The 25,292-nt window shown below is 53.0% G+C and carries 21 protein-coding genes, 1 pseudogene and 1 riboswitch; of the genes and pseudogenes, 8 read left to right on the forward strand and 14 right to left on the reverse strand.

The genetic code is table 11. The features are described 5' to 3' along the window. Positions 1-100 precede the first annotated feature (100 nt). Complete coding sequence (locus tag ACESSO_RS11545; protein ID WP_373165488.1) at positions 101-1,468, reverse strand: alanine/glycine:cation symporter family protein; 1,368 nt, start codon at positions 1,466-1,468, stop codon at positions 101-103. 138 nt (positions 1,469-1,606) lie between these two features. After that, a riboswitch (glycine riboswitch) is annotated at positions 1,607-1,712 on the reverse strand. A gap of 244 nt (positions 1,713-1,956) precedes the next feature. On the opposite strand from ACESSO_RS11545, the gene ACESSO_RS11550 reads away from it, so the two are divergent. Then, positions 1,957-3,708, forward strand: a complete 1,752-nt coding sequence (locus tag ACESSO_RS11550; protein WP_373165490.1) for an FtsW/RodA/SpoVE family cell cycle protein — start codon at positions 1,957-1,959, stop codon at positions 3,706-3,708. Beyond that, the gene (locus tag ACESSO_RS11555; RefSeq protein WP_373165492.1) at positions 3,709-5,082 is read left to right on the forward strand and encodes a penicillin-binding transpeptidase domain-containing protein; all 1,374 of its coding nucleotides are present in this window, start codon (positions 3,709-3,711) and stop codon (positions 5,080-5,082) included. A 46-nt stretch (positions 5,083-5,128) separates the two neighbouring features. Here ACESSO_RS11555 and ACESSO_RS11560 read toward each other — a convergent pair whose 3' ends face one another. The 5 genes from ACESSO_RS11560 to ACESSO_RS11580 form a co-directional block, all read right to left on the reverse strand. Beyond that, entirely contained in the window at positions 5,129-6,097 is a 969-nt protein-coding gene (locus ACESSO_RS11560) for a tRNA dihydrouridine synthase (protein ID WP_373165494.1), read from the reverse strand. A 65-nt stretch (positions 6,098-6,162) separates the two neighbouring features. After that, positions 6,163-6,519 (reverse strand): stage V sporulation protein AE, encoded by a 357-nt coding sequence (gene spoVAE, locus ACESSO_RS11565; protein ID WP_373165584.1) that lies wholly within the window; start codon positions 6,517-6,519, stop codon positions 6,163-6,165. Positions 6,520-6,524: 5 nt separating this feature from the next. Continuing rightward, positions 6,525-7,001 (reverse strand): hypothetical protein, encoded by a 477-nt coding sequence (locus ACESSO_RS11570; RefSeq protein WP_373165496.1) that lies wholly within the window; start codon positions 6,999-7,001, stop codon positions 6,525-6,527. Further along, positions 6,955-8,619 (reverse strand): recombinase family protein, encoded by a 1,665-nt coding sequence (locus tag ACESSO_RS11575; protein ID WP_373165498.1) that lies wholly within the window; start codon positions 8,617-8,619, stop codon positions 6,955-6,957. Before ACESSO_RS11575 ends, ACESSO_RS11570 begins: the two co-directional genes overlap by 47 nt. A 118-nt stretch (positions 8,620-8,737) precedes the next feature. Further along, positions 8,738-8,953, reverse strand: coding sequence for a DUF6870 family protein (locus ACESSO_RS11580; protein ID WP_373165500.1), 216 nt, complete (start codon positions 8,951-8,953; stop codon positions 8,738-8,740). 162 nt (positions 8,954-9,115) lie between these two features. Between ACESSO_RS11580 and ACESSO_RS11585 the strand changes: the two genes are divergently transcribed. Then, positions 9,116-10,315 carry an S-layer homology domain-containing protein gene (locus tag ACESSO_RS11585; RefSeq protein ID WP_373165502.1) on the forward strand — a complete coding sequence of 400 codons (1,200 nt, stop codon included), beginning with the start codon at positions 9,116-9,118 and terminating at the stop codon, positions 10,313-10,315. Between the two features lie 53 nt (positions 10,316-10,368). Here ACESSO_RS11585 and ACESSO_RS11590 read toward each other — a convergent pair whose 3' ends face one another. The 5 genes from ACESSO_RS11590 to ACESSO_RS11610 form a co-directional block, all read right to left on the reverse strand. Beyond that, entirely contained in the window at positions 10,369-14,766 is a 4,398-nt protein-coding gene (locus tag ACESSO_RS11590; protein WP_373165504.1) for an S-layer homology domain-containing protein, read from the reverse strand. 147 nt (positions 14,767-14,913) lie between these two features. Then, the gene (locus ACESSO_RS11595; RefSeq protein ID WP_373165507.1) at positions 14,914-15,795 is read right to left on the reverse strand and encodes a phosphoadenosine phosphosulfate reductase family protein; all 882 of its coding nucleotides are present in this window, start codon (positions 15,793-15,795) and stop codon (positions 14,914-14,916) included. Continuing rightward, on the reverse strand, positions 15,779-16,132 hold the full coding sequence (locus tag ACESSO_RS11600) for a type II toxin-antitoxin system PemK/MazF family toxin (RefSeq protein WP_373165508.1): 354 nt from the start codon (positions 16,130-16,132) through the stop codon (positions 15,779-15,781). Before ACESSO_RS11600 ends, ACESSO_RS11595 begins: the two co-directional genes overlap by 17 nt. Before the next feature lie 5 nt (positions 16,133-16,137). Then, positions 16,138-16,398, reverse strand: a complete 261-nt coding sequence (locus ACESSO_RS11605; RefSeq protein ID WP_373165509.1) for a hypothetical protein — start codon at positions 16,396-16,398, stop codon at positions 16,138-16,140. A gap of 445 nt (positions 16,399-16,843) precedes the next feature. Then, positions 16,844-17,083: an XRE family transcriptional regulator gene (locus ACESSO_RS11610; RefSeq protein ID WP_373165511.1), complete on the reverse strand. Its 240-nt coding sequence runs from the start codon at positions 17,081-17,083 to the stop codon at positions 16,844-16,846. Positions 17,084-17,263: 180 nt separating this feature from the next. Between ACESSO_RS11610 and ACESSO_RS11615 the strand changes: the two genes are divergently transcribed. Both ACESSO_RS11615 and ACESSO_RS11620 read left to right on the forward strand, forming a co-directional pair. Then, a complete protein-coding gene (locus ACESSO_RS11615; protein WP_373165513.1) occupies positions 17,264-17,689 on the forward strand; it encodes a helix-turn-helix domain-containing protein in 426 nt (141 codons plus the stop codon). Between the two features lie 41 nt (positions 17,690-17,730). Further along, the gene (locus tag ACESSO_RS11620) at positions 17,731-18,138 is read left to right on the forward strand and encodes an ImmA/IrrE family metallo-endopeptidase (RefSeq protein ID WP_373165585.1); all 408 of its coding nucleotides are present in this window, start codon (positions 17,731-17,733) and stop codon (positions 18,136-18,138) included. 33 nt (positions 18,139-18,171) lie between these two features. Here ACESSO_RS11620 and ACESSO_RS11625 read toward each other — a convergent pair whose 3' ends face one another. Further along, complete coding sequence (locus tag ACESSO_RS11625; protein ID WP_373165514.1) at positions 18,172-19,746, reverse strand: FAD-dependent oxidoreductase; 1,575 nt, start codon at positions 19,744-19,746, stop codon at positions 18,172-18,174. Between the two features lie 285 nt (positions 19,747-20,031). Here ACESSO_RS11625 and ACESSO_RS11630 point away from each other — a divergent pair. Continuing rightward, positions 20,032-21,233, forward strand: a pseudogene (locus ACESSO_RS11630) (IS110 family transposase). 144 nt (positions 21,234-21,377) lie between these two features. On the opposite strand, the gene ACESSO_RS11635 reads toward ACESSO_RS11630, so the two are convergent. Next, the gene (locus tag ACESSO_RS11635; protein WP_373165516.1) at positions 21,378-21,926 is read right to left on the reverse strand and encodes a hypothetical protein; all 549 of its coding nucleotides are present in this window, start codon (positions 21,924-21,926) and stop codon (positions 21,378-21,380) included. Next, a complete protein-coding gene (locus tag ACESSO_RS11640; RefSeq protein ID WP_373165517.1) occupies positions 21,916-22,971 on the reverse strand; it encodes an IS30 family transposase in 1,056 nt (351 codons plus the stop codon). Before ACESSO_RS11640 ends, ACESSO_RS11635 begins: the two co-directional genes overlap by 11 nt. Before the next feature lie 305 nt (positions 22,972-23,276). Here ACESSO_RS11640 and ACESSO_RS11645 point away from each other — a divergent pair, with 305 nt between their 5' ends. Together ACESSO_RS11645 and ACESSO_RS11650 are read left to right on the forward strand one after the other, a co-directional pair. Further along, a complete protein-coding gene (locus ACESSO_RS11645; RefSeq protein ID WP_373165587.1) occupies positions 23,277-24,245 on the forward strand; it encodes an IS5 family transposase in 969 nt (322 codons plus the stop codon). A 191-nt stretch (positions 24,246-24,436) separates the two neighbouring features. Further along, complete coding sequence (locus ACESSO_RS11650; protein ID WP_373165518.1) at positions 24,437-25,129, forward strand: recombinase family protein; 693 nt, start codon at positions 24,437-24,439, stop codon at positions 25,127-25,129. The last annotated feature ends 163 nt before the right edge of the window (positions 25,130-25,292 follow it).

Raw genomic sequence — 25,292 nt, forward strand, 5'->3', positions numbered from 1 at the left:
GACTCAACCTTATTATACCCGATGGGGTGGTTTTGTCAAACAAAACCGGGTAAAATAACAAAAAAGACCGCACAGAGCGGCCTTTTTTGTACATAAATGGTTACTTTTTCATAATGTCCTCGTCATGCGCGGCGCGTGCCACGATACCGGAGAGGAACAACAGTGCAATCAGGTTGGGGAACACCATCAGGCCGTTAAACAGGTCGGACAAATTCCAAACCAAATCGACCTTGAGTGCGGAGCCGATGACGATGCACACCACGACGATGGCGGCGTAGATCTTGGTGGCCTTTTGGCCGAACAGGGCCTTGACATTGGTTTCACCGAAGAAATACCAGCCAATGATGGTCGAAAACGCAAAGAACAGCATGCAGATGGCGACGAAAGCGTTGCCGAACGAGCCGAGCGTAAAGTTGAAGGCTGCCTGTGCCAGCGCTGTGCCTTGCAGTGCACCCGGTACGCCGGACTGCAGCTGGCCCGAGGTCAGAATGACCAGCGCGGTCAGCGTCAGCACGATAAAGGTATCGATAAATACGGAAACGATGGCGATTTCGCCCTGATCCTGCGGCTTTTCGACCTTTGCCAGCGCGTGCGCGTGCGGAGTCGAACCCATGCCGGCCTCGTTGGAGAACAGGCCGCGCGCCACGCCGTAGCGCATGGCTTCGCGTACGGTGATACCAACCGCACCGCCTAGGATGGCCTGCGGGTCAAACGCCGCAACAAAGATGGAGCGAAGAGCGGGGATAATCGCGGCGTGGTTGATGCACAGGATAACAACGCAGCCGACCATGTAGAAGCCGGCCATCACCGGCACGACCTTTTCGGTGAACGCCGCGATACGGCCGACACCGCCGAGGAAAATAAACGCCGCAATAACCGCGCAGATGACGCCGATGATACGCTTGTCTACGCCGAAGGCGTTCTGGAACGCCTCACTGATCGAGTTGGCCTGCACCATGTTGCCGGTGAAGCCAAGCGCAAAGATAATCGCAAGCGAGAAGAAAACAGCGAGGAACTTGCCGAAGCCGCCGGTAAAACGGGCGCGGATATAGTAAATCGGGCCGCCGGTCACGTGTCCCGACTGGTCGACCGTTTTGTACTTCTGCGCGAGTACAGCCTCGCCGTAGATGGTGGACATGCCGAAGAACGCGGAAAGCCACATCCAAAAGATGGCACCCGGGCCGCCGGAGTAGAGTGCGGTGGCTGCGCCCGCGATGTTGCCCGTGCCGACCTGCGCCGCAATGGCGGTAGTCAGCGCCTGAAACGGACTCATGCCGTCCTTGCCCGCTTTTTCACCGTTGAGTGAGAAGTGGCCGAACAGCCGCTTCCAGCCCGCGCCGAACTTACGCACCTGCACAAACCGCGTGCGGATGGTGAAGATGATACCGGTGCCTACCAGCAGATACAGCAGTACGCTGTTCCATACGATGTCGCTGATCTTGCTTACAAGATCCGCCAGTTGATCCATTGACATTTTACCTACATACCCCTTTTTCTGTTTTTGCGGCAAACAAAAAGAGCCAGAACCCTGTTTCAGGGTCTGACTCTGAAAGAACGGCCGGACAGCGCGGCAGAAAACGCAAAAAAAGCGCCCGCCCTGCGCTGTGGTTCGCACTCTGTCCTTTTGCCTGAGAGATTGGCGCGCGGTTTCCCCGGCCGCACGCTTTGCACCTTCGGCAGCTCCCTTCGGAGCGTTCTCCAGAGTCACATCCATTTACAGTCCCCATCCGGAAATCCGGACACCTGAGAGTTTTGCTCCTTCGGCAAGCCAGACGGCTTTTTCCTGCAAACTTCGTTTGTCGCTGTATGCTCTTTAGGATATTAGTGTATCACCCTGTGCATGTGCTGTCAAGTATTATCCGTTCCTGTCGTTTACCGACGGTTCATCCGTTCCTTGACAAGCTGTGCTATAATATAAAGGTTAAAGAATTGATTCCCGAAAGGAGGAACAACAACATGACCGACGCTTTGCAGCGCCTGCTCGACATGATTACCGGTTTTCTGGCAGAAAATCCGCTGGTCGGCGCATGGTATACGACGGTGGTCCGCTTTGTGTTTCCCATCCTTGCGCTGATGATTCTGGTCGGTGCGATCCGCTCGCTCTGGAAGGTCAAGCACCCGGACGAGGTCTGGGGCTATCTGGCGATGGCAAACGGCGTGCGCCTGCCCATCACCCACTGGGAAAATATCATCGGCCGCGCGCCCTCGTGCGATGTGCAGATCGAATACCCTTCGGTTTCGCGGCAGCACGCTGCTCTTATCCGTGAGGACGACGGCAGCTGGACGGTGTACGACCTCGGCTCAAAGGGGGGCGTGACGGTTAACGACCTGCCGGTGGACGAATACGCAGTGGTCGAGGACGGAGATACCGTCGCCTTCGGCGGGATTCCGACCATGCTGGTGCCGATCTCGGTGGAGGAGAAGCGCGAGCAGATGGTTGAGCGCCGCATGGAGGGCCGTCCTGCGGGCATGTGGGGTTCGCTGGTGCTGCTGACGCTGTTTCAGGTGCTGACCTCTTTGCAGCTGATTATTGCGGCGGGCGATGAGGCAACCGTCACCATCCCGCTGACCTTTCTGGTGCTGACGCTGGTTTGCTGGGGCTATTTTATCATTCTGCGCTCGTTCCGGCGCATCGGCTTTGAGATGGAAACGATCGCGTTTTTCCTATGTACGCTGTCGCTGGCCGTCACCGGTTCAAAGGTACCCGAGGAGATGCCCAAGCAGCTCATTGCGATTTTGATGGGGCTTGCCATTTTCCTGATTCTCGGCTTTTTCCTGCGCGACCTGACACGCGCGCAAAAGGTGCGCTGGTTTATGGGCGCGGCAGCGGTCGGCCTGCTGGTCATCACACTGCTGATTGGCTCCAGTCAGGGCGGCGCAAAGGCGTGGCTGCGGCTTGGTCCGCTGTCGCTGCAAACCTCGGAGATCGCCAAGATTTGTTATATTTTTGCGGGCGCTGCGACGCTCGACCGCCTGTTTAACAAGCGCAATCTGTGGATGTTTATTGGTCTAACCGGCATCTGCGGCGGCTGTCTCGCACTGCAAAACGACTTCGGTACGGCGCTGGTGTTCTTTGTGACATTTCTTGTCATCGCATTCCTGCGCTCGGGCGACTTTGCCGTGCTTGGCCTGATTTGTGCGGGCTGCTTCGGCGGCGGCATGGTCATGCTGACCGTCAAACCCCACGTTGCCGCGCGTTTTGCCTCGTGGGGCCACATCTGGGAGGATGTGTACGACGCGGGCTTCCAGCAGACCCACACGCTGACCGCGGCTGCGTCTGGCGGTATGATTGGCGTGGGCGCGGGCAAGGGATGGCTGAGCGGCCTGCCTGCGGCGGATACCGATATTGTATTCGGCATGCTGTGCGAGGAATGGGGCCTCATTATCGCGGTGCTGACCATCCTGTGCATCATTACGCTGGCGGTGTTCGCGGTGCGCGCATGCCGCGCGGGCCGGTCGAGCTTTTATACGATTGCGGCCTGTGCCGCGACCAGTCTGCTGGTGTTCCAGACCTGCCTGAACGTATTCGGCGCGGTCGATATCCTGCCGTTCACGGGCGTAACCCTGCCCTTTGTCTCGAACGGCGGCTCGTCCATGCTGTCGGCATGGGGCATGCTCGCCTTCCTTAAGGCGACCGACACGCGGCAGAATGCGTCCTTTGCGGTCAAGCTGCCCTCGCGGCGCGAACTGCGCGGGGAGGTGGACTAAATGCGGAAAATTGAAAAACGCGGTGTGTTCTGCCTGATTCTGGCGGCGCTTTTGGGACTGGGACTGGCGGTTTTCTGTTTCCAGTTCGTTATGGACGGCGGCGACTGGGCCTCCTATCCCTATAACCGGCATCTGTACAGCAACTCGGGCCAGCTCAAGGGCGGCACCATCCTCGACCGGGACGGCGACGTGCTTTCCACGCTGGACGAAAACGGCAACCGCATCTATTATCCGGACGGCGATATTCGCCGTGCCACCCTGCATGCGGTGGGTGACCCTGCGGGCAACATCGGCGCAGGCGCGCTGACCGCCTTCGCGGATAAGCTGTCGGGCTACAACCTGCTGACCGGCGTATATTCGCCGCTCGGCACGGGCAACAACCTGTATCTGACCATCGACGCTTATCTCAATAACATCGCCTATCAGGCGCTGGGCGGCATGAGCGGTACGGTGGGTGTGTACAATTACAAGACAGGCGAAATCCTGTGCATGGTTTCAACCCCGACCTTTGACCCCGCCGACCCGCCGAACATCGACCCGGATGACCCGGCGTGGGACGGCGTATATGTCAACCGTCTGCTGTCGGCAAACTCGATTCCCGGTTCGATTTTCAAGGTGGTTACGCTCAACGCGGCGATTGAAAATCTGCCCGACCTGTTCACCCGCAGCTGGAACTGCACCGGCTCGGTGGAAATCGGCGGCGACGTGGTCACCTGTCCGTATGCGCACGGCGAGCAGGATATTGAGGACGCGCTTGCCAACTCCTGCAACGGCGTATTCGGTCAGCTCGCGGTCGAGCTGGGCGGGGATACCATGCAGAAATACACCGATGCTGCGGGCCTGACCGAGGCCATCAAGGTAGACGGCGTCAACACCTCGGAAGGACACTTCAACTTTGACGGCAACGACAACCAGCTGGCATGGGCGGGTGTCGGTCAGGGTGAGGATACTATGTGCCCCATCAATATGATGCTCTATATGGGTGCAATCGCCAACGGCGGCAAGGCGGCGATGCCGCGTTTGATTGAGAAAACGACCACGGATTACGGCCTGCCGACCGGTTTGTACTTTGCGCATAAGTCCTCCAAACTGATTGAGGAGGACACGGCTTCGACCATCGCGGACATGATGCACAACAACGTCATTGAGACCTACGGTCAGGACCGTTTTCCGGGCATGGATATCTGCGCCAAGTCCGGCACGGCTGAGGTCGGCGCGGACCAGACGCCGAACGCCTGGTTTACCGGTTTTCTGCGGGACGAGGCCACGCCTTATGCCTTCATCGTTCTGGTGGAGAACGGCGGCGGCGGTTCGTCGGTTGCGGGTACGGTAGCCTCCAAGGTACTGACCGCGGCGGTTGAAAAAGGATACTAATAAAAAACGGCTCTCCTCCGGTTTTCGGAGGGGAGCCGTTTGCTTTTTATGCCGGACGAAACCAGCCGGGGACGATATCGTCCCGCACTGCAAGGTCGCGGAAAATGGCTGCCGCCGCATCTTCGTAGGCGCGCGGGTCGGTGGCTTTTTTGAGCCGCTTGCCGTGCTTTTCGCTGCCTTCAAACAGGTTGAGATGATAGAACCAAATCTCTTTCATGCGCAGTATGGCGATGCGTGCGTCGCCGAAGGCTTCGCAGTAGCGCGCATACAGCGCATCGTGAAAGGCGCGCAGCGTGTCGCGGTCCGCGCGCGGGCCGCCGCACAGGCGGGTGACAAGCGAGGGGTCGCCAATCAGTCCGCGCCCAATCATCACAGCGGGCAAAGCGGGGTAACGTGTCCCGACAGCCTGTGCGTCTTTCTCGGTTACGATGTCGCCGTTATAGCATACCGGCATGCGGCACTTTGGCAGCGCGGCGGCAAAGTCTGCTTCGCGCACCGTGCCCTTATAGAAATCCTGCCGCACCCGCGGATGAATGGTCAGCTCCGCAACCGGATAGCGGTTGTAGATTTCCAGCAGCCGCGTAAACTCCGCCGGGTCGTGCATTCCCAGCCGTGTTTTGATGGAAATGTTCGCATGCGTGGCCGAAAACACTGCGTCCAGAAAGCGGTCGAGCGCATCCGGGTCACCCAGAAAGCCCGCGCCCTTGCCCTTGGCCGTCACCGTACCGGACGGACAGCCGAGGTTGAGATTGACCTCCGCGTAACCCATATCGGCCAGCGCGTTCGCCGCCCAGATGCAGTCTGCGGCGGATTTGGTCAGTAGCTGCGGCACGGCAGGCACGCCGGCATTGACTTCGGGCGCAATATCACGCTTCTGGCGCGGGGTAAACCGCTCGGCTGTGGTCGGGGTGATAAACGGCATAAAATACTTGTCAATCCCCGGGAAATATTCGTGGTGCGTGCGGCGGTAAACCGCGCCGGTTACACCCTCCATCGGGGCAAAATAGTAGCGCATGGGCAAACCTCGTTCTCTTTGTTCTGCTGTCTATTATACCGGGGTTTACCCTTATCCGCAAGCGCTCAGGAGCGGGATTTGGGCCGCGCAATGAGCGCAAACAGACAGCCGAACACGATGGCGGCAGCAATGCCGCCCGCCGCACCTGTCACGCCGCCGGTGAACGCACCCAGCAGGCCGCTTTCCGCGACCGCTTTTGCTACGCCCTTAGCCAGCGAGTAGCCGAAGCCCAAAAGGGGAATGGTCGCGCCCGCGCCTGCGTAGTCCACGACCGGCTGGTACAGCCCAAAGGCTTGCAGCGCAACACCCAGCACCACCAGACTGACCAGAATGCGCGCAGGGGTCAGCTTGGTTCGGTCAATCAGCACCTGACAGACCGCGCAAATCGCACCGCCCACCCAGAATGCATTGACATACTCCATCCAGTTCATGCGTCGCTCCTTTCTATCACAACCGCGTGACAGATGCCGGCAATCGGCTGGCCCTGCTGTACCGAGGTCGGGCTCATCATCGCGCCCGTGCCTGCGAACACCAGCCGCCGCATCTTGCCGGCCTGCATATCGCGCAGCAGCGGCCCGCACAGCACCGCCGCCGAACAGCCGCAGCCCGAACCGCCCGCGTGCGCATCCTGTTCGTCTCCGAACAGCAGGCTGCCGCAGTCCGAGTAAACGGGGGAGAGGTCGATGCCGTCCGTGCGCAGGAGCGTGAGCAGCAGGTCCGCGCCGACGTGGCCGAGGTCGCCGGTGACAATGCAGTCAAAGTCGGTCGGCTGTGCGCCAAGGTCGGAAAGCAGGGTGGAGAGCGTGTCGTAGGCTGCGGGGGAAAACGGTGTTTTAGCACCATAATATTTTTGTAGCTCACGCGGTCTGCCCGTGATCTTGGATATACTCCTTTGCCGCCGCATAAGCGTCCGAAAATTTGAACTGGATGGTTATACCGCCACCCTCATGCACATAGATCATGTCGATCAGTTCAACGACAACCTCGCGCGTCAGGTTTTGCAGATTGCGGTATTTAACAAACTGTGTCAGGAAAGGGTTGGTTTCGTCCACGCCATTTTGCGCATCATCAATCCGCACCTGAATCGAGGCGATGCAAGCATCCAGTTTTGCCTGCTTCTGTTCGAACTGCTCCTTGAGCTGATGATATTCCTCGCGGGAAATATCACCCGCTTTCCAGTCCGGATACAGGGACATCTTCATCTGTTCGATACGCTCACGCTCTGCTTCCAACTGCCCCCGCTCGTCCAGCAGATGCTTTGTAGAACGGCTGCGTGTTCCACTCTGGTTAACTGCCGCAATCAGCTCGTCCATCTCGACCGCCAAGGCAATCTGATGTCGCAAGGCTTCGAGCACCGCCTGTTCCAGCCGGTCACTACGGATGGTGTGCTTGGTGCATGCACCGCTGTGTTGTTTCTTAAAAGTCGAGCAAATATAGTAGTGATAATCACGATATGGTTGGGAAATCAACTTGCGATTCATCGCCCTGCCGCAGTCCGCACATCGGAGAAAACCGGAGAATAAATATACCTTCTTTTGCATCGGTGCGGTGCGGGTATCCCGCGCAAATAACGACTGCACCCGCTCAAAAAGATCGTATGGAATGATGGCCTCATGCGTTGACTCAACCTCGAACCACTCTTCCTCCGGCACTGCCTCACTGACATGCAGCTTATAGCTTTTGATGCGGTTTTTACCCTGCACCATGTTGCCGATGTACAGCCGGTTGCGCAGTATGCGACGCACCGAACTATCCGGCCACAGGCCATCAAGCTTATCCGAAGCCGGATGCCGGTAATTCATACCCTGTTGCCGTTTGTAAGCAGACGGGTTAGGAATCCCCAGCTCATTCAGTCGCTTCGCAATGCCGATCACACTCATACCACCAGCAAACCAGTCAAAAATATCCCGCACCACTGCGGCGGCGGGTTCATCAATTAGCAGGCGATTGTGATCATCCGGGTCTTTACGGTAACCATAGGATGCAAACGAGCCGATGAATTTACCCTGCCGCCGTTTGAGATCAAGTGAAGAGCGCACCTTATTCGAAATATCACGGCAATACTCATCATTGATGATGTTCTTGAACGGCACAACCAAATTGTTAACCGAACGCGGATCGAGAAAGCTATCAACACGGTCACCCACCGAGATAAAACGTACATTCAGCAGTGGGAAAATCTGTTCGAGATATTCACCGACACCCACATAGTTACGGCCAAAGCGAGACAGGTCTTTGACAATGACGCAGTTGACTGTACCCACGCGCAAATCATCCACCATACGCTGGAATTCCGGACGTTTAAAATCTGTACCCGTATAGCCATCATCTACATACAATTTAGGCGCAGTCATATCCGTCTGCGTTTCCGCAAACTCGGTCAGCAGCTCGCGCTGACTGACAATACTATCGCTTTCCTCGCGGTCTCCATCCTCACGAGACAGGCGGACATATAGCGCCGGTTTCCACAGCTTTGCGGATGAATTGCCAGACGCTTTTCCATATTTACTTTTACGAGCCATTATAGTGTACCTCCTGTTAAAACTGGCGGCACATTATGACTACGTTTTGCAACAATATTATAACACAAAACGCATCAAACCGCAAGTTTTATCCATGATCAACCACTATATAAGATCATTAAATGCGTTTACCTAATTTCACCAAACAAGAGTATAAACTCGAAGCGCTATCGTCAAAACGTAATTCGACTTCCGTTTCTCCCACGCGAAAATGATAAGGATCACCAACTGCATCAATAAATGAACTCAGTCGTTTCTCCGTAGGTTGTGTTGTATCAATATATATATCCCGTATGTCGGGCAGCATATGACTTTTCGTATTTTCGTTTCTCATTTAGGCTCACCTTACTCATAAATTCATCACATATTATGCACACTTTTTATCCACTTCATAACATCATATTTTGTGCGCGATGCCCGCTACCGGAATGGATAGCAGCATGATATAATGGAACCATAATGATCTTTTCTGTTCTTTATTGTGGGGTATGACTTTATGAAAAAAGAAATCGCTTCTATCTTGTGTGCGGCAGCTATTACCTGTTCGGCCAGCGCCGCGAATGTCACGGACTTTGCAGATGTCCGTCCGTCAGACTGGTATCACGATGCAGTCAACTATGTTTGCGAAGCTGGCTTGATGAACGGTACATCAAACACAACATTCAGCCCGGACGACACCACCAGTCGCGGCATGATCGTGACCATCCTGTACCGACTGGCGGGATCGCCCGACATGCCCGAAAGCAACTGGGGCTACCCATACGTAGATGTGGACGCGGCAGCGTATTACAGCACACCGGTCTACTGGGCACGCATAAATGACCTTGTTACTGGATACAGCGATGACCAGTTCGGCCCGGATGATGCGATCACCCGCGAGCAGCTTACCGCCATGCTGTACCGCTATGCAGACTACCTCGGCCTTGATACAGATACCGGCTTTATACCAGATAAATACTATGATTTTTCGGACTATCAATCAGTTTCCCGTTACGCAGCAAACGCCATGAGCTGGTGCGTCAACAAGGGCATCGTCAGCGGCTCGGACGGAAAGTTAAATCCGCAAGAGACAGCCACTCGTGCCGAAGTCGCGACAATGCTAATGAACGCGGAAAGCGTTTTGTCCGAAACTGAACCGGCTGAGCCGGAAGCCCCGGTTTCACCAGACGGACAGCCTGTGTCGGATGATACCGACAACGAAACCACAGACGATAACCAGACTGTAACAGATGAAATCAGCCAGCGGCCTACCGGCAAATCTGCGGTAGACGAGTACGGCGGCTATTGGGATTATGACCTGTCCAATGCCACTTTTGATGCGGTCAATGATCTGCGTGAGGAAAACGGTTTGCCGCGTCTGGCCTACTCTCTCCAAGTGCAGGAATGGACGGATATCCGATCAAAAGAACTGGTCGGTGCATATCGTGATAACTTGTACGGAGCTCATTATCGTCCAGACGGTACGCTATTCGCTACTGTTGGAAAAGGCTGCAATACGGAAAACGCGTTAGGGAGTATAATCTCCGCTTCTGCACAGGATAACTTTAATCAATGGTATGGTTCGGATGGTCACCGAGATAATATGCTCAATACACGGTCTAAAACCTCAGCCGTTTCAATCTATGTGCTCGGCGAAAGGACATACGCGATTCAATTATTCAATATTCTTACTACCGATGAACTGAACCAACTGTAATATAGAGTAATCCCCCGTTTTGATGAACGGGGGATTCTCTTTGCCTTTAGAAATTAAATCCAATATTCGTTTCCGTCTGCATCAAGCACATAGTCGTGTTCGTGCGAAACTTCGGTAATCAGCCCCACAGACGAACCACTATCCGTGAAATATTGGATATGACCGCTGTAAGCCGAGGTATCCGGGTCGGTATCCCGTCCAGTAAGCTGGCAAATCAGCTTGGCAAAGTTCAGGCGGGACACATCACCGCTGAGCCCTGCATTCGTGCCAGTGATATACTTCACAAGCGTATTAAGCTGTTCCGAGGTAGCCCAGATTCGCAGATAACCTTTTTCCGAAACCTCATAGTTGATTTCATAATCAACATCTTCGGTCATTTTCGTTGTGTCGAATACGCTTGCAGGCAATACACCGATTGAGACAAAATATTTTGCTTCTTCGGGGATGCTGAACTCGTAGTCCGGCACCGTCACCGTCCCACGCTCCAACCATGTGTTTCCGCCGTTGGAGATCAAACGATATGCAACCGTGCAGGCTTCCTGCAAAGAGATGCGGTCACCCGGCCGCCACATGTTCTCACCGTAGCCATTGTAAAGCTGATAATGAATATCAGTGATCGGATCATCAACCACGCTTACGATCTCAATTTCCGGCGACTTTCCGGTGGCATTGCCGTTATCACCCTCTCCGGTCGCATAGTTGACATAGGTTGTACCGCCAGCATCCGCTTTAAATTGCACTGCCACGACAACCGTTCGGAACTGGCTGGGCTCGATATCACCCAGTTCCAGCGAAAATACCTTGTCTGCAAAACTCCAATCCTGATTCAGCACGCCATCTACATAAACATTATTTTGAAGAATTGGTGTCAGCATTGAGGTGTCCAGCGCATCCTTTAGGACTACATTCGTCCAAGTCTCGCTGCTGTTGTTGCCAACAACAATCGTAAAGGTAACTGTTTTTAATCCATTTGAAACATCCTTACTGACATTTACCACCGTCTTATCCACGTCCTTTGTGACATAGAAGCCAGTGGTATCATTAGGGTTTTGCGGTTCTTCCTCCGGTACGGTCACACCATCGTCTGTTGCCGTGCCGCCGCCGTTATCGCCGGATACATCCACGCTGTTTTGAAGTGTCGTACCCGCAGCACTGTCTACCACCTGCACATCAAAGGAAACCGTCACACTTTCGCCTGCGGCAAGATCGCCTACCCGCACGGACAGCGCGTTGCCGCTCAGCTTGTGCAGCGCCACCTTGCCATCCAGATAGACATTGCCGATCAGCTTCACGCCTGCGGGCAGGGTGTCATACGCCACAACGTTTTTCCACGGCGCGGTGGCCTTGTCGCCATTCTTTACTGTGATCTCGTAACGGAACGTGTCGCCTACATTGGCTTCGGACGTACTTGCGGACTTGGATACGATCGGATCGGCTTCGCCTTCGTCGATCTGCACGCCTGCATCCGGAAGCGGCGTCTGGTCGTCGCCATCCGCCAAAATGGCGGTGTTGACAATATACTTGCCCTGCATACCCTCGTCCACGGTCACATCAAAGGTGTACACCACCTGCGTATCCGGCGTGATTGCATAAGGCGTGAGCGTCAGCGTGCGCGAAGATGAATCATAGGAATATTCCGTCGTTGCCTGACCGTCTTTCTGGACGTTTCCTGAAAAGGTTACACCGTCTGGCAGTACGTCGGTCACAATAACGTCCGTCCAGTCTGCCGTTGCCATTGCGCCGTTCTGGAGCGTAATTGTGTAGGTGATCTTGTCGCCGACGTGAGCGGTGGTCTTATTCGCGGACTTTGCACCCGCATGACCGTCCGGCGTGCCGTCCTCGATGGTTACACCGTCGTCCGTGTCCTCCGTATCCGGTGCATTGCTCCCGCTGGCAATCGCCGTATTCTCGATCGTCATGCCGTAGGCATCACTGTTCACCAGAACATCAAAGCAAACCGTTTTTGTCTGGCCGGGGGCAATCGCATCCAGAGGGACAGACAGGGTTCGGTTCTCGTTGTCATACTGATATGCCGCCGAATAACCGTCCACTGTGACGTTGCTGTGGAAGGTCAGGCCGTCTGGGATGGTGTCCGCCATCACCGCGTCACGGATGTTCACCTCTGCCCCCGCGCCGTTGGATACCTCCACCGTGTAGGTCAGAGTATCACCGACAAGGGCGGAAGATTTGTCAACGCTCTTGTTGATGGACAGGTCGGTCATACCGTCCGCAACAACAACGCCGTCATCCTTGTCCTGCACCGGCTCGGTGTTGTCCGAGGTCAGGGTGGCAAGGTTCTGAATAGTGGTATTATAGGCATCCTCGTTCACCGTCACCACGAAAGAAACCGTGCGACTGGTATCTGGCTCGATGCTGCCGACGTTTACCGTGAGCAGGCGGCTTGCTTCACCATAGGTGTAATCACTTGTCGTGCTGCCGTCCAGCATGACCGAGCCATACTCGAACGTCAGGCCAGCAGGGATAACATCTGTAACGACTGCATTTTCTACAGGTACAGTTGCAGTCTCGCTGTTGGAGAGCGTCAGCGTATAGGTGATCTTATCGCCGACTTTGGCCGAGGACTTGTCCGAACGCTTTTCGATATTAGGACGCGCCTTGCCGTCACCGACGGAAACACCATCATCCGTGTCCTCGGCATCCGTGATGTTGTCGCCAGAGAGCACCGCCGTGTTGTAAACCGTTTTGCCGTAGGCCGATTCATTGACTGTCACCGAAAACGTGACCGTCTTTTCCGTCGCATGCGCAATGCTGCCCAGCGGCACGGTCAGGGTGCGGGTCTCGCTATCAAATGAGTAATCCACACTCATACCATCAACCTGTACACTGCCGTCCTCAAAATCCAGTTCAGCCGGAATAATGTCGATCATGGAAGCATTTTCGATCTCATAAGCTGCGCCCTCTGCGTTGCCGAGCGTGACTGTGTAAGTTAGCTTATCCCCGACCTTAGTAGCAGGCTTGTCTGCACGTTTTTCCACATAGGGCGCGGTGTCGCCCTTGTTGATATAAACGCCGTCGTCCGTGTCCTCGCATATGCCGTTTGTGCCCTCGGCGACTGCGGTGTTGTAGATCGTCTGGTTGTACATATCCGCATTGATCGTGGCTTTGAATGTTACCGTAACCGTCTGATCTGCGGCAATATCGCCCAGCGGGACAGAAAGCAATCCGTTTTCAAACGAGTGCTGTGCTGCTTTGTTATCGACATATACACTGCCGTCCACGAAGGTCAGGCCGTCCGGGATTGCGTCGGTGAGGACGACTTCCTTCCACGTGGAAGATGCTGCTTCATCATTCGTCAGCTTCATCGTATAAGTCAGGGTATCGCCTACATTAGCGATTTTGACGCTCGCCGTCTTTTCGATGGACGGGATCGCATCGCCGTTCGTGTACTGGTAGGTGATTGTGCGGATATAGCCGCGGTACTCGTATGCCGGTATTGCCTTGGGTGAGCGTTCTTCCTTGCCAGCCGTGGTAACAGTTTCGGCAAGCTCCTTGCCATTCTGGTCCACGAATTTCTCAACGATAATATTGTAGTTACCATCGTTATAGGACAGGCCGTGCCATTCCTCCGCGCTGTGCGGGATGGTGGCTTCCATCAGGTCACAGTAAGACCAATGCTTTTCGGCCAGATCGTTGTACGGACATTCGATGCCGAGTTCTTTCAGCTTTTCCAGCGTCACACTGCGGTTGATCATGCCGTTTACCAACCGCACGACCTCGGCACGGCTGATCGGCTCGTCCGGCCGGAAGCTGCCATCCGGGTAGCCTTCTACCCATCCTGCATTGGCCGCAGCGTTGATATAGCTGTACGCCCAATGGCCGTTGGGAACGTCGTCAAAGATGTTGCCGCCCTCATAGTCCAAATTGGCAAACCGCGCGGCCATGACTGCGAACTCTGCGCGTGTGACCGGTGCATCCGGCGCGAATTTGTGTTCCTCTGTGCCGTCTACAATGCCGATGTTATAAAGTGTTTCGACTTCTTTATAAAACCAGTAATCCGTCTTGACGTCCTCAAACGTGCCGTTTGACATGCGTCGCTGGAAGGCTGGGTATTCGCCGTCATAGAGACGGTAGAACACAGTAGCAGCTTCGGCGCGGGTCATGGACGCATCCGGCCGCACACTTTCGTCCGGGTAGCCGACGATATACGTCAGATCCTTGTGGGAGTAGATATATTCCACACTCTCCGTGTAATCGACGTAGGTGTAGTTCTCGATCTCCTGCGGCGACTTTTCTTCATGCGTGACACTGTATGTCTCCGGCTGGATGATCTCCTTGCCGTTCTCTGCGTCGATATACTTTGCCGTTACCTCGGCAAGCGTGCTGGTGCTGTCTGACGCGGCAAACGCTGTGACAGGCAGCGCCGACGCAGACAGGAGCAATGCCAGCCCCATCGACGTAACCCGCTTGAGCCGTTTCTTCAAAAAATCCATTTCCTCATCCCTCCATCTCAAACTTATTTCCAAACTGATACTGCATGGATAAACCATGCACTGAGTAGCACACTGGAACCACCCCCTTGAAATTTGGCGTGTATATGATAAAACCGCGCGGGAACCCGCACGGTACATACTTGGGCTTTATCCGTCAAAGCCCTCCATCTTTATTTGTCCCTCGATATTCCGGTCCTGCATCCACCAACGAAATACATCCTCGCCAGTTGTACCAGCACGCCATGAGCTGTCCAGCTTACCGCGCGCAGCACGTTCTTCGAGCATTCGCTCAAAGGCGCGGACATAAGCACGCCGATAGGTAGGATAGCGGCCGAACTCAAACAGGCGCATCCTGCGCCCTGCCATCGGACAGTCAACGCAGCCGACCCGATGGAAGCCACACGAATACAGCGGATTGACCGGTATTCTCTCGGCATGGATATACGACCACACATCATAGTTCGACCAATCCACGATCGGATTGCAGACCCTTTTTGCCTGCAATTTGCAGCTCTCGAACAAAAGGCGGGTATCTGCATTATCGTTGTTGATGATAACCTTTTTGCTGAGATCGTGCGGCATACTTTCGTAGATGCCGCGTTTGGTACGGCGGCTGGCGCTTTCCGCCCAACGGACGCCGATTGTAATCATGCGGCCCATACCGCCGCTTTCTTTCAGCACCGAACAACAGTACCTTACTGTCCGCGTGGGCGGCATCAACTTTTGCGGTATAAGCGTCCACATGGTAACCGGCCGCCGCTTGTACTGTGGAAAATTGATGGTGCATTTCACGCCATCCAGTTCCAAACGCCGGAATTGCGAACGGACATGGTACACAGTTTCCGGTGCGTCCACACTGGTGTGATTGTGCATGACCTCGTACCGGATACCGGAAACGGCGGCAAGGTACAGGCATACGTCACTGTCCTTGCCGCCGCTCGTCGTAATGACCAAAGGCTTGCCGTAATAGGCTTCACTCATTTCCGCCGCTAATCGTAGGCGCTCGATTGCTCTATGTTCTAAATCCATCCGTCAGCCCCAGACTGCGCAGTGCGCTTTCATCAATCTTTTTCAATGTCGCTTTATCCATTGCACCGACAAAATTCCCCAGTCGTGCTTTGTCTACTGTCCTTATCTGTTCTAACAACACAACCGAATATTGCGGCAAGCCCTGCATACAGACGGGCACATGAGTAACAAGATGCTTGTCCCGATGCAAATTGCTTGTAAGCGGCGCTACAATCACCGTAGGCGAGTATTTGTTTCCAATATCATTTTGCAAAATTACAACAGGACGCACACCGTCCTGTTCTGAACCAATAACAGGACTGAGATCAGCCCAAAACACATCACCACGTTTATACATTCATTTCACTCCCACACCAAACACTGAACTTTTGGAATTAAAAAACTTTCCCGTATCGTAGATACCGTCCTGCCAAAGAACGAAGCGCACACCTGATATTCTGCTACAATGAACCGGTCGTCCGGATGGACAAAGATAACAGTAGCAGGTACGGTCTTACGGCAACTGTTTTTTGCCCAGATACCATCTATAATTGCAGGCCGCACTAATACACGTTCGCCAACTTCGTATTTATGTTTCTTCGGCTGGATTTCCCAATCTGGCATTTCACTCACATCCTGTCTGCTTATGTGATGTACGCGCGACAGACAGTAATCTCCCGTCTGCCGCAAAAACTTAAAACACTTTAGACACATCCTTTCCTGCTGCCAAGCCTATTTGTTCTCAACGCCCCGACTTGTGGGGAAGCAGACAGATGATCGCTGGCAAGCCATTCCATAGGCCGTTTTACCTCTGCGTGGTTCTCACATCAGCCGCCCCCATTGCTTGTGTCTGTGGCTGGGCGGAAGTCTCATTATCTGCCTGCGTGTCGTCGCTTTACGGGTGCCGCCCCGTATTTCGTACCGTCATGGTTTGCCGCTCGGCCGGACTTGTCCGACGTCCCCGCGCATGGGTACCGCAGCTCGGCGCAAACAGTTCTGTATCTGCTGCCTGTATCTTAAATTTTCAAGGTGCATATGTAATCCGCTTTCCTTTTTCAAAAAGTACATTTTATCGGTCTTTCCTTTTGGTATAATCACTCTGAACAGCGATGCCAAGTATTTCGCATATCGCATCCACGATCTTCGGCGTCGCAAGCTGTCCGGTTTCGATTTTGCGAAGATAGGAGCGGTCAAAGTACAACCCTGTGTACCGCTTTACTTCCTCGACCAACCACACTTTGTTTTGATTAAGAGCAATAAGCCGATAGTTAATTTTTTTACCAAACGAGCAAAGTTCCCTTTTTTTCATGGTCAACTACTCCCTTTCTATTGACATTTACATAAAAGTGTAATATTATATATTTGTTCTATAAATTACGTTTTTGCGAAATCTATGAGTGAATTATATTATTCTATCGCGTAAGTGTCAACGTGTAAAATTTCGTTTCTGCGTAATTTTGGCATATACTACAAATGGACGGGTGATTTTATGTCAGAATTGTATAATAAAATAGCGGCTTTATGCGCTGAGAAGGGGATTACTGTCACAGAGCTATGCAGGCAATGTGAAATAAGCCGTGCATCACTGTCCGATCTCAAAGTTGGACGAAAGAAAACCCTTTCTACTAAAAACCTTTCAAAAATTGCCGATTATCTAAATGTGCCGATTGAATTTTTACTTAGCATGGAGCAAAAAGAAACGCCCGTCCTGACGAAGCGGGACGAGCGTGACATAGCAAAAAGACTGGATATGATTTTAGGTGATCTTGGCGACACCGAAGCAAGCCTGATGTTTGACGGTGAGCCAATCGACGATGAAACGCGGGAGCTCCTGCGCATTAGCCTGCAAAACCAGCTCGAAATTTCCAAACGGATTGCCAAACAAAAGTTTACTCCAAAAAAGTACCGGAAATGAAATAGAGGTGCTGCATATTGTCAATAAAGCATAAGGTCGATATGTTATGCCGAAAATGTGATACCAGAGACCCGTTCACAATCGCTGCGAAACTCGGTATTCGGGTTCTCCACGAACCCCTTGGAAGTATCAGAGGATATTACAGCCGTACGCACAGAATCAAGTTCATACATATCAATCAAGACCTTTCAAAAGAGCGACAGCGGCAAGTATGCGCACATGAATTAGGACATGCAATCTTACACCCGAAAAGCAATACACCGTTTTTACGGGCAAATACCCTCTATTCTGTCAATAAGTTGGAAGCAGAAGCTAACCGTTTTATGGCGCTGCTGTTACATCCGGAAACTGAGATTCGGGACTATGCGCAATGTGGCTATACAATTTATCAAATAGCCGATATATGCGGACTAACGCCGGAATTGGTAGAATATATCTTGAATGAATAAGAAAAAGCGTTCTTTGTCAGAACGCTTTTTTCATCATTTATCCAATTTCGCATCTACTGTACGCAGCAATGCCTGTATATCTGCGATTTGCGCGTCATTCAGATACAGTGGCTGGAGATTGTTGATTACGCAGTACGCAGCGGCAACACCAGCAGCATCACCAAGAACACACAGGTTACACAATACTCGCACTTCACCCCATGCAAAAGATGAAACATTAGCTGCATAGCCGGGAAGCAGCAGGTTTGAAACATAATGGGTCAACAGTGCTTCATACGGAAGATATACTGGATGCACCGGATCACTATTTCCGATATTCATATCCGGCCGCATTTTACGGAAGCTGTCATAGCCCCATAGCCATTCCGAACCATTCTGACAATCCGATGGGGCGTATGGGTGGATATCTGCATTATAGTGCGCAAGGCCAATATGGTGTGCATAATACTTACTATCTGCACCATCACCCGACGACGCACCTGCACGCAGAGCAGCCGTGGCACCGACATGATAGTTTTCGTTTTCATCGTCTGCGCCGGTATAGGTGGAACTGCGTGCCATGTGTACAGTCTCCCGGATATACAGCACGTCGCCAACTTCCGGGTATCCTGCGGAATCGGTCACAAAGTCAGCGTTTTCAAAGCCCGGATATTCTCGGAGCGCGCCAAGGACTTCGGCCTTTTTGTCCTTTAGGAACTGTCGTGCATCTACCCATGCATCATCTACATTTTTTGTCCCTGCCAGCATTGCCGGATAAAACCTTGTCCCCTTGTCACGATGGTTTGCTCGCCCATCAACACCAAAGATGAGAAACGTATTTGCCCACCACTCATCCAAGTTTTTACCGTTCTGGGCTGCGTTTACTGGTTTAATCATGTAGCCTTGAGAGGCGTATTTCTTATTAAACGCAGCTATCTTATTACCGCTATCCTTGTATTCCACGCTTCCACCCCAGCAGGACCATGCGCCGCTTGCAGAGTCTTGTGAATAATAAAAGCCGGAACCGGATTTGGTGTGGTCAATACCCTTTAGCTTTACCATCAGGGTCGCAGCCGCCTGCTTTGCAACCTTGCCTGCTACTTCACCGGCAGGAAGGTTTGGCCAGCAGTAACGACCAGTGGTACATGCAGAATTCACCATACGCGCAAGCCGATCTTCGACAGACGCATCAATGAAAATATCCGCTGTCAGGGTTTGCACGGCACCGCTGCCCCAGTTAACACGCTTGTCCGCATCCAGACAAAGGGGCTTGATTGTAACTGAGGTTATACGATACGGATTTGATACCGTAGTATAATCGCAAATATCATAACCCCAGTGAATTTGGATATTACTGTACTTGTTCAGGCTTTTTAGCAACTCAGCCGCCAAATCGTCTGTATTGTATCCGATGCCAAAACCAATCAACCAACCGAAAGTGCCTTGCTGGGTAAGCGGTGAGACGTAGTCCCAATAGTTCTGTCCGCCGACTGTGGCGATTCCGCCCAGCTTGTGCGGTACATATGGTACGATAACATGAATCATCGCAGTCATCGCAGTAGCAGCAGCTTTGGCGGCCGCTGCTATGGCGGGGAGGTCACCCCCATAAATTAGCAGCGTATTCCCCAATCATAGATCCCTCCTACAATAATAATTACGGTTTAAGGCGCGGCAGCCAGCCGCGTCTTTTTCCATCTCAAAGCTGAAGCTGTTAGAATGAGGGGGTTAACGGCCTGACAGTTTGTCCCTTGGGCTAACACGCCCGCCGAGGAGTCCGTCAGCCGCCTCTCTCGTTCGCAGCATTCGATTTGCGCAGGTTGTTCCACCGTTTTCGGTGCGTTCGTGTCACCCAGGAGATTGAACAAGCAATGAGTAGACGGCGGGAAGCCATATCCAATCAGAAGGAGACGTAAAATGAACGCAGTTGGAATTGATGTTTCCAGCGGCCAATGGGTGAAGTGGCATTGCTGCCACAGGAATTTTTCCATACCGAGGTTGGTCTGGAGCAGATGGCTTATGCCATCATTGCGCTAGGCGAAGACACCCGCGTTGTCATGGAAGCAACCGGCCGCTACCATGAGCCGGTTGCGGTCGCGCTACATGAGTACGGTATCTACGTCTGTGTCCTAAATCCGCTGTACATCAAGCAGAGCGGGGGCGGTTCCATCCGTAAGGTCAAGACCGACAAGGCTGACGCCATGAAGATCGCCAAGTACGGCCTTGACAACTGGGTGGATCTGCGGGAATATACTCTCATGGACACTGTAAGACAACAACTGAAGCTGTGCAGCCGCCAGTACAATCTCTACATGAAAACGGTGGTGTCGCTACAAAACAATCTCATTTCTCTGACAGACAAGACATTTCCAAGCGTGAACGAACTATTCTCCAGCCCGGAGCGTGCGGACGGCCACCAGAAATGGGTGGACTTTGTCATGACATTCTGGCACTGCGACTGCATCTGCCGCGTCAGCGAAAAGGCTTTTACCGAGCGTTACCAGAAGTGGTGCAAACGCAAAGGTTACCATTTCAGCGTCGAGAAAGCATTGGACATCTATGCCAGCAGCTGTGGGCATTTCACTACACTACCGAAGAACGATAACACCAAGCTGCTCATTGTCACAGCCGCGCAGCAGCTTCTTGCAGGCAAGACCACACTGGCCGCTCTGCGGGCAGAGATGACACGGCTCGCATCCCAGCTTCCAGAATATGAGACTGTGCGCGCCATGTACGGCGTTGGCGAAACCACTGCCGCGCAGCTTATAGCCGAGATCGGCGATGTGCGCCGCTTTCCGCGCCGCAGTTCTATCGTTGGCTTTGCGGGCGTTGACCCTGGTGTGGATGAATCTGGCAAGCACAACGCCAAGAGTGTTCCCACCTCAAAGCGTGGCTCGCCTCACCTGCGGAAAACGCTGTACCAGATCGTCTGCACCTATCTCAGAAAAGCACCAGCAGACGAGCCAGTGTACCAGTTTCTCGATAAGAAACGCGCTGAGGGCAAGCCATACTTTGTATACATGACCGCCGCACAGAACAAGTTCCTGCGTATCTACTACGCCCGTGTGAAGGAATGCCTGGAGGCTTTTGACGCACAGCAGGACACCTCACAAGGATAAATCAGATTGCTACTTTATCCCAGCTGGCGAAACTTTTTCTCCAGCCTGTTTTGTCATACCCTTTTTCAGTCGCACAAATTTTGCGGGACTTTTTTCATTTCAGCTATTGACTTTTGTTTGCAGGACTCCTTGTATTATTATACACTACTTTGTTTTCACCACTAATATATAATTGGTGTAAAGAGACTTATCACTAATAGACAGACGGATATGATAGGTTTGTCCTTTTTCCACTCCAAAAGAAGAAACTACTATTTCATTAGTGCCTTTTGATACCGTTTGACTTATTTGAGGCAATTCATTTTTTGCAAGGTCAAAAATTTCCATTGTGACAGGTCGATTTTTATCCGGCAAACTACTAAGACAGACTTGAATATCTCCAGTTGTGGGCGCAATAAATTTGTAACAGTCAATGTCTCTTGAAGACTGTAAAATTCCCACTAACGAAGAATTTATCTGAATAGCTTGTGCATCAGTGAGCTTATCGTTATTGCCTGCACCATTAGGCTCATATTCATTCTGAGTAGTTTCGGTTTCTTCTTCATATTTATTGGATGTATTAATATTTACTTGTTGCTTTTCTTCATTCCAAATCACTTCAAAATCGAAGTTTTTAGCAATGTCACGTAATTTATAAAAATTATAGCGTAAGCCTATAATATAGGAGCGATGGTCGAGGGTATCAGGCGGCAAAGACACAATCGAGGAAAGCGTCGAACAGCTCCTCCGGAGTGCGGTATCCCAGTTTCCTGCGTGGACGGCCATTGAGCTCGTCAGCAGCGGCAAGAATGTCCTCATCGGTGTAAGCATCAATGGAAACTTCCTTGGGAACAAAGGCGCGGAACAGGCCATTATGCCGTTCGTTCTGTGGGCGCTCCCAAGCAGTGTAAGGATGTGCGAAAAAGACTTTGGTCCCCCATTCCTCAATTTGAGCAAAGTCGGCGAACTCACTGCCATTATCCACAGTAATTGTCTTAAAGACCTGCGAAAAGCGCTCGCCATACACATTGTGAAGGGTGTTCATGAGCCCCAGTACCGCTGCGCTGGTTTTGCCGGAGATACGGAATGCGAGGTAGGTCCGGGTCTTTTTCTCCAACAGGGAGAAGATCACGGACTCCCCAGCGGCTCGCTTGCCAACCACAGTATCGCCCTCCCAGTGGCCTTCTTCCAGACGGAGGGAGGCGATTTCCGGACGGTTAGAAATGCTGGCTCCGTAACGCTTTTTATTCTCCCGCACACGAGGTTTGGTTGTTTTCCGTTTCAATGCTTCAGGCAGTTCGGTTGGCCGGATGCAAAGGTGCCCGCTCCAGACCATGTTGTAAAGGGAGCGCGTGCAAACCATCTCGGACGGATCGTACAGGGCATGCAGTCTGGCATAGCCGCAGCACGCATCCAGAGACCACTTATGTTCCCGCACTTGGCGAACCACCCAGCTGATAAAATTACGGCATTGCTCCGTTTTCGACTTCCTGTGGCAGTGTGCCCTGTTGGCCTCATAGACTGCTTTGCCCAGATTTGGAGAGTAGCCAGGCGCCCGTCCTCTGCCGCCCTTACGAGCCGGTGTGCCGCGCCGCAATTCGTTTGTCACGGTTGATGGCGCACAGCCCACCTGTCTTGCAATCGCCCGGATCCCCAGCCCCTGCTGCCGGAGGGCTTTTATTGCACCCCGATCTTCCATGCGAAGGTGCTGGCCCTTCTTGCGTTCTGTCTCGTTTGTGCTATAATTGAGGCAGTCCATAGTGATTGTCCTCCCTTGGCAGATGTTGTCTGGAAACTCCATTCTACCACAGAGGTAAATCACTATGGATTTTCTCTGTCCAACTTGATTTTACAATCAACCATATAAAATTTGTGTAGAAATAATACACAATACATATAGTGGTTCGAACGCGAACTGCGGCTGCTGATCGGGATTCGGGACAACTGCGAAAAGATCGTGCTGACCAACGGCCGGCTCACGCTCGGGAATTACAACGGCATCAAGGTTTAAGGCAACACCGCACAAAGGAAAAAATGTGATATAATAAAGCTATGGATAAGCAGATGAGTCTGTCGGGCCTGAGCGATGAATTGAGTCAGGTGCGGACAAAGAAGAAAGAATTCCTGAGTCAGATAGAGCGCATTGTCCCATGGGGAGAGTGGATCAAACTCATTCGGCCGCACTATTACAAAGGAGAGCGCGGCAATAAGCCCTACGATCTGGAACGGATGCTGCGGATTTATCTGGTGCAAAACCTGTATGATCTGTCGGACATGGCAACAGTAGCGGAAGTGATCGACAGCCGAGCATTCTCGGAATTCTGCGGAGTGGAATCGAGCAATCAGGTGCCGGACGGCGATACGCTGGGCCGGTTCCGGAATTTGCTGCTCCGCAGCGGGCTGCAGGAGAAGTTGTTTGCGCAGGTGGTATGCCTGCTGCAGGAAAAAGGCCTGCTGCTGAAGAAGGGAACCATAGTGGACTCTACCCTGATCGCAGCGCCGTCGTCGACAAAGAACAGGGAAAAGAAACGGGACCCGGAAGCGCACCCGGTGAAAAAGGGGAACAGCTGGCATTTTGGCTATAAAGCACACATCGGGGTGGATAAAAACAGCGGGCTGGCGCACACAGTAAAGGTCACCAGCGCCAACATCCACGATGTAACGATGGTGCCGGAGCTTTTGACCGGCGAAGAGGCCAGCGTATATGGAGACAGCGGCTACCTGGGCGCCGAAAAACGGGAAGACGCCATTCTTTTCAATAGCAAGGGGAAACGGGTCCGTTATAAAATCAACAGACGGCCCTCGCAGATCAAGCACGCAGACAATCGTTCCCTCGCACAAATCAAACGCCGTGAACGGGAGAAATCCTCCGTACGGGCCAAGGTAGAGCATGTCTTTGCTGTAGTAAAAGGCCAGCTTCGATACCGGAAAACAAGGTACCGGGGTCTGCGAAAACAGATCGCCAAACTGAATATCCTGTTCGCGCTGGCGAATCTGATCCTGGCTGACAGGCGGTCCTGCCTGACGGCTTAAATCAGTGCGCCTGCATCGCTGATGGAATGGCCTACTATGCCCTGCCGGATGGAATCTTCCCGCAGGGCTTTTCCTTTGGCGTGTTCTGCGGTGTTGCCTTAAAACCTGACGGCTGGCTAATGGAGGCGGTATAAAAATATCTGCGTGTAATTGCTCGATATGATGCGAGTCTGTCTCAAAACCTTCAAGTATTGCCACCGGTTGCAAAACGCAGCGTCATAAGCCATAATAGGGGTATCAAAACCTATATTCAAAACTCGCGGTGTCAAAACCGGGAAAACGGGGGAATTTACATGACATTCGGCTACGCGAGAGTCTCGACCAAGACGCAGGCGCGCGACGGCAACAGTCTGGACGCGCAGCAGACGGCGCTGACGGCGGCGGGCGCGGAAAAAATTTACACGGACACCTTCACCGGCACGAAGATCGAGCGTCCGGAGTTCGACAGGCTGCGGGCGCAGCTGCGAAAAGGCGATGTGCTCATCGTGACAAAGCTCGACCGCCTCGCGCGGTCGGTGTCGCAGGCGTCCGGCCTCATCACCGAGATGATCGACGAGGGCATCACCATCAACGTGCTCAACCTTGGCATCCTGTCTAACGACTCGGTCAACACGCTGCTGCGCAACGTGCTGCTGTCGTTCGCGCAGTTCGAGCGCGACATGATCGTCCAGCGCACGCAGGAGGGCAAGGCGGTCGCGCGCGCCACCGACCCGAATTTCCGTGAGGGCCGTCCGCCCAAGTTCGATGCCGAGCAGCTTGACCACGCGATGACCCTGCTCGAGGACCATTCCTACGCGCAGGTCGTCAAATTGACCGGCATCAGCAAGTCCACGCTCATCCGGGAGAGGAAGCGGCGCTGTCAGTTCGGCGAGCCGGAAAAATAAAGGAGCCTCCATCGCCGTGCGTGGAAGCTCCTTTTGGGTAAAGTAGGGTGATATGATTTTCAACAACTGAGATCTGGAAAACAAACAGGAGGAGTCGGATATTTGTTTATCCGGTCATGAAGATTGGGTAAATACACGCCGATCGCTGGAGCGGTTTCATACC

This window comes from Agathobaculum sp. Marseille-P7918 (genome assembly GCF_964248325.1).
GTDB lineage: Bacteria > Bacillota > Clostridia > Oscillospirales > Butyricicoccaceae > Agathobaculum.

Excerpts from the sequence above, each read along its gene's own strand:
- ACESSO_RS11545 (WP_373165488.1), bottom strand. The coding sequence starts at position 1,468 with ATGGATCAACTGGCGGATCTTGTAAGCAAGATCAGCGACATCGTATGG.
- ACESSO_RS11550 (WP_373165490.1), top strand. The coding sequence starts at position 1,957 with ATGACCGACGCTTTGCAGCGCCTGCTCGACATGATTACCGGTTTTCTG.
- ACESSO_RS11555 (WP_373165492.1), top strand. The coding sequence starts at position 3,709 with ATGCGGAAAATTGAAAAACGCGGTGTGTTCTGCCTGATTCTGGCGGCG.
- ACESSO_RS11560 (WP_373165494.1), bottom strand. The coding sequence starts at position 6,097 with ATGCGCTACTATTTTGCCCCGATGGAGGGTGTAACCGGCGCGGTTTAC.
- spoVAE (WP_373165584.1), bottom strand. The coding sequence starts at position 6,519 with ATGGAGTATGTCAATGCATTCTGGGTGGGCGGTGCGATTTGCGCGGTC.
- ACESSO_RS11570 (WP_373165496.1), bottom strand. The coding sequence starts at position 7,001 with ATGCGGCGGCAAAGGAGTATATCCAAGATCACGGGCAGACCGCGTGAG.
- ACESSO_RS11575 (WP_373165498.1), bottom strand. The coding sequence starts at position 8,619 with ATGGCTCGTAAAAGTAAATATGGAAAAGCGTCTGGCAATTCATCCGCA.
- ACESSO_RS11580 (WP_373165500.1), bottom strand. The coding sequence starts at position 8,953 with ATGAGAAACGAAAATACGAAAAGTCATATGCTGCCCGACATACGGGAT.
- ACESSO_RS11585 (WP_373165502.1), top strand. The coding sequence starts at position 9,116 with ATGAAAAAAGAAATCGCTTCTATCTTGTGTGCGGCAGCTATTACCTGT.
- ACESSO_RS11590 (WP_373165504.1), bottom strand. The coding sequence starts at position 14,766 with ATGGATTTTTTGAAGAAACGGCTCAAGCGGGTTACGTCGATGGGGCTG.
- ACESSO_RS11595 (WP_373165507.1), bottom strand. The coding sequence starts at position 15,795 with ATGGATTTAGAACATAGAGCAATCGAGCGCCTACGATTAGCGGCGGAA.
- ACESSO_RS11600 (WP_373165508.1), bottom strand. The coding sequence starts at position 16,132 with ATGTATAAACGTGGTGATGTGTTTTGGGCTGATCTCAGTCCTGTTATT.
- ACESSO_RS11605 (WP_373165509.1), bottom strand. The coding sequence starts at position 16,398 with ATGCCAGATTGGGAAATCCAGCCGAAGAAACATAAATACGAAGTTGGC.
- ACESSO_RS11610 (WP_373165511.1), bottom strand. The coding sequence starts at position 17,083 with ATGAAAAAAAGGGAACTTTGCTCGTTTGGTAAAAAAATTAACTATCGG.
- ACESSO_RS11615 (WP_373165513.1), top strand. The coding sequence starts at position 17,264 with ATGTCAGAATTGTATAATAAAATAGCGGCTTTATGCGCTGAGAAGGGG.
- ACESSO_RS11620 (WP_373165585.1), top strand. The coding sequence starts at position 17,731 with ATGTTATGCCGAAAATGTGATACCAGAGACCCGTTCACAATCGCTGCG.
- ACESSO_RS11640 (WP_373165517.1), bottom strand. The coding sequence starts at position 22,971 with ATGGACTGCCTCAATTATAGCACAAACGAGACAGAACGCAAGAAGGGC.
- ACESSO_RS11645 (WP_373165587.1), top strand. The coding sequence starts at position 23,277 with ATGAGTCTGTCGGGCCTGAGCGATGAATTGAGTCAGGTGCGGACAAAG.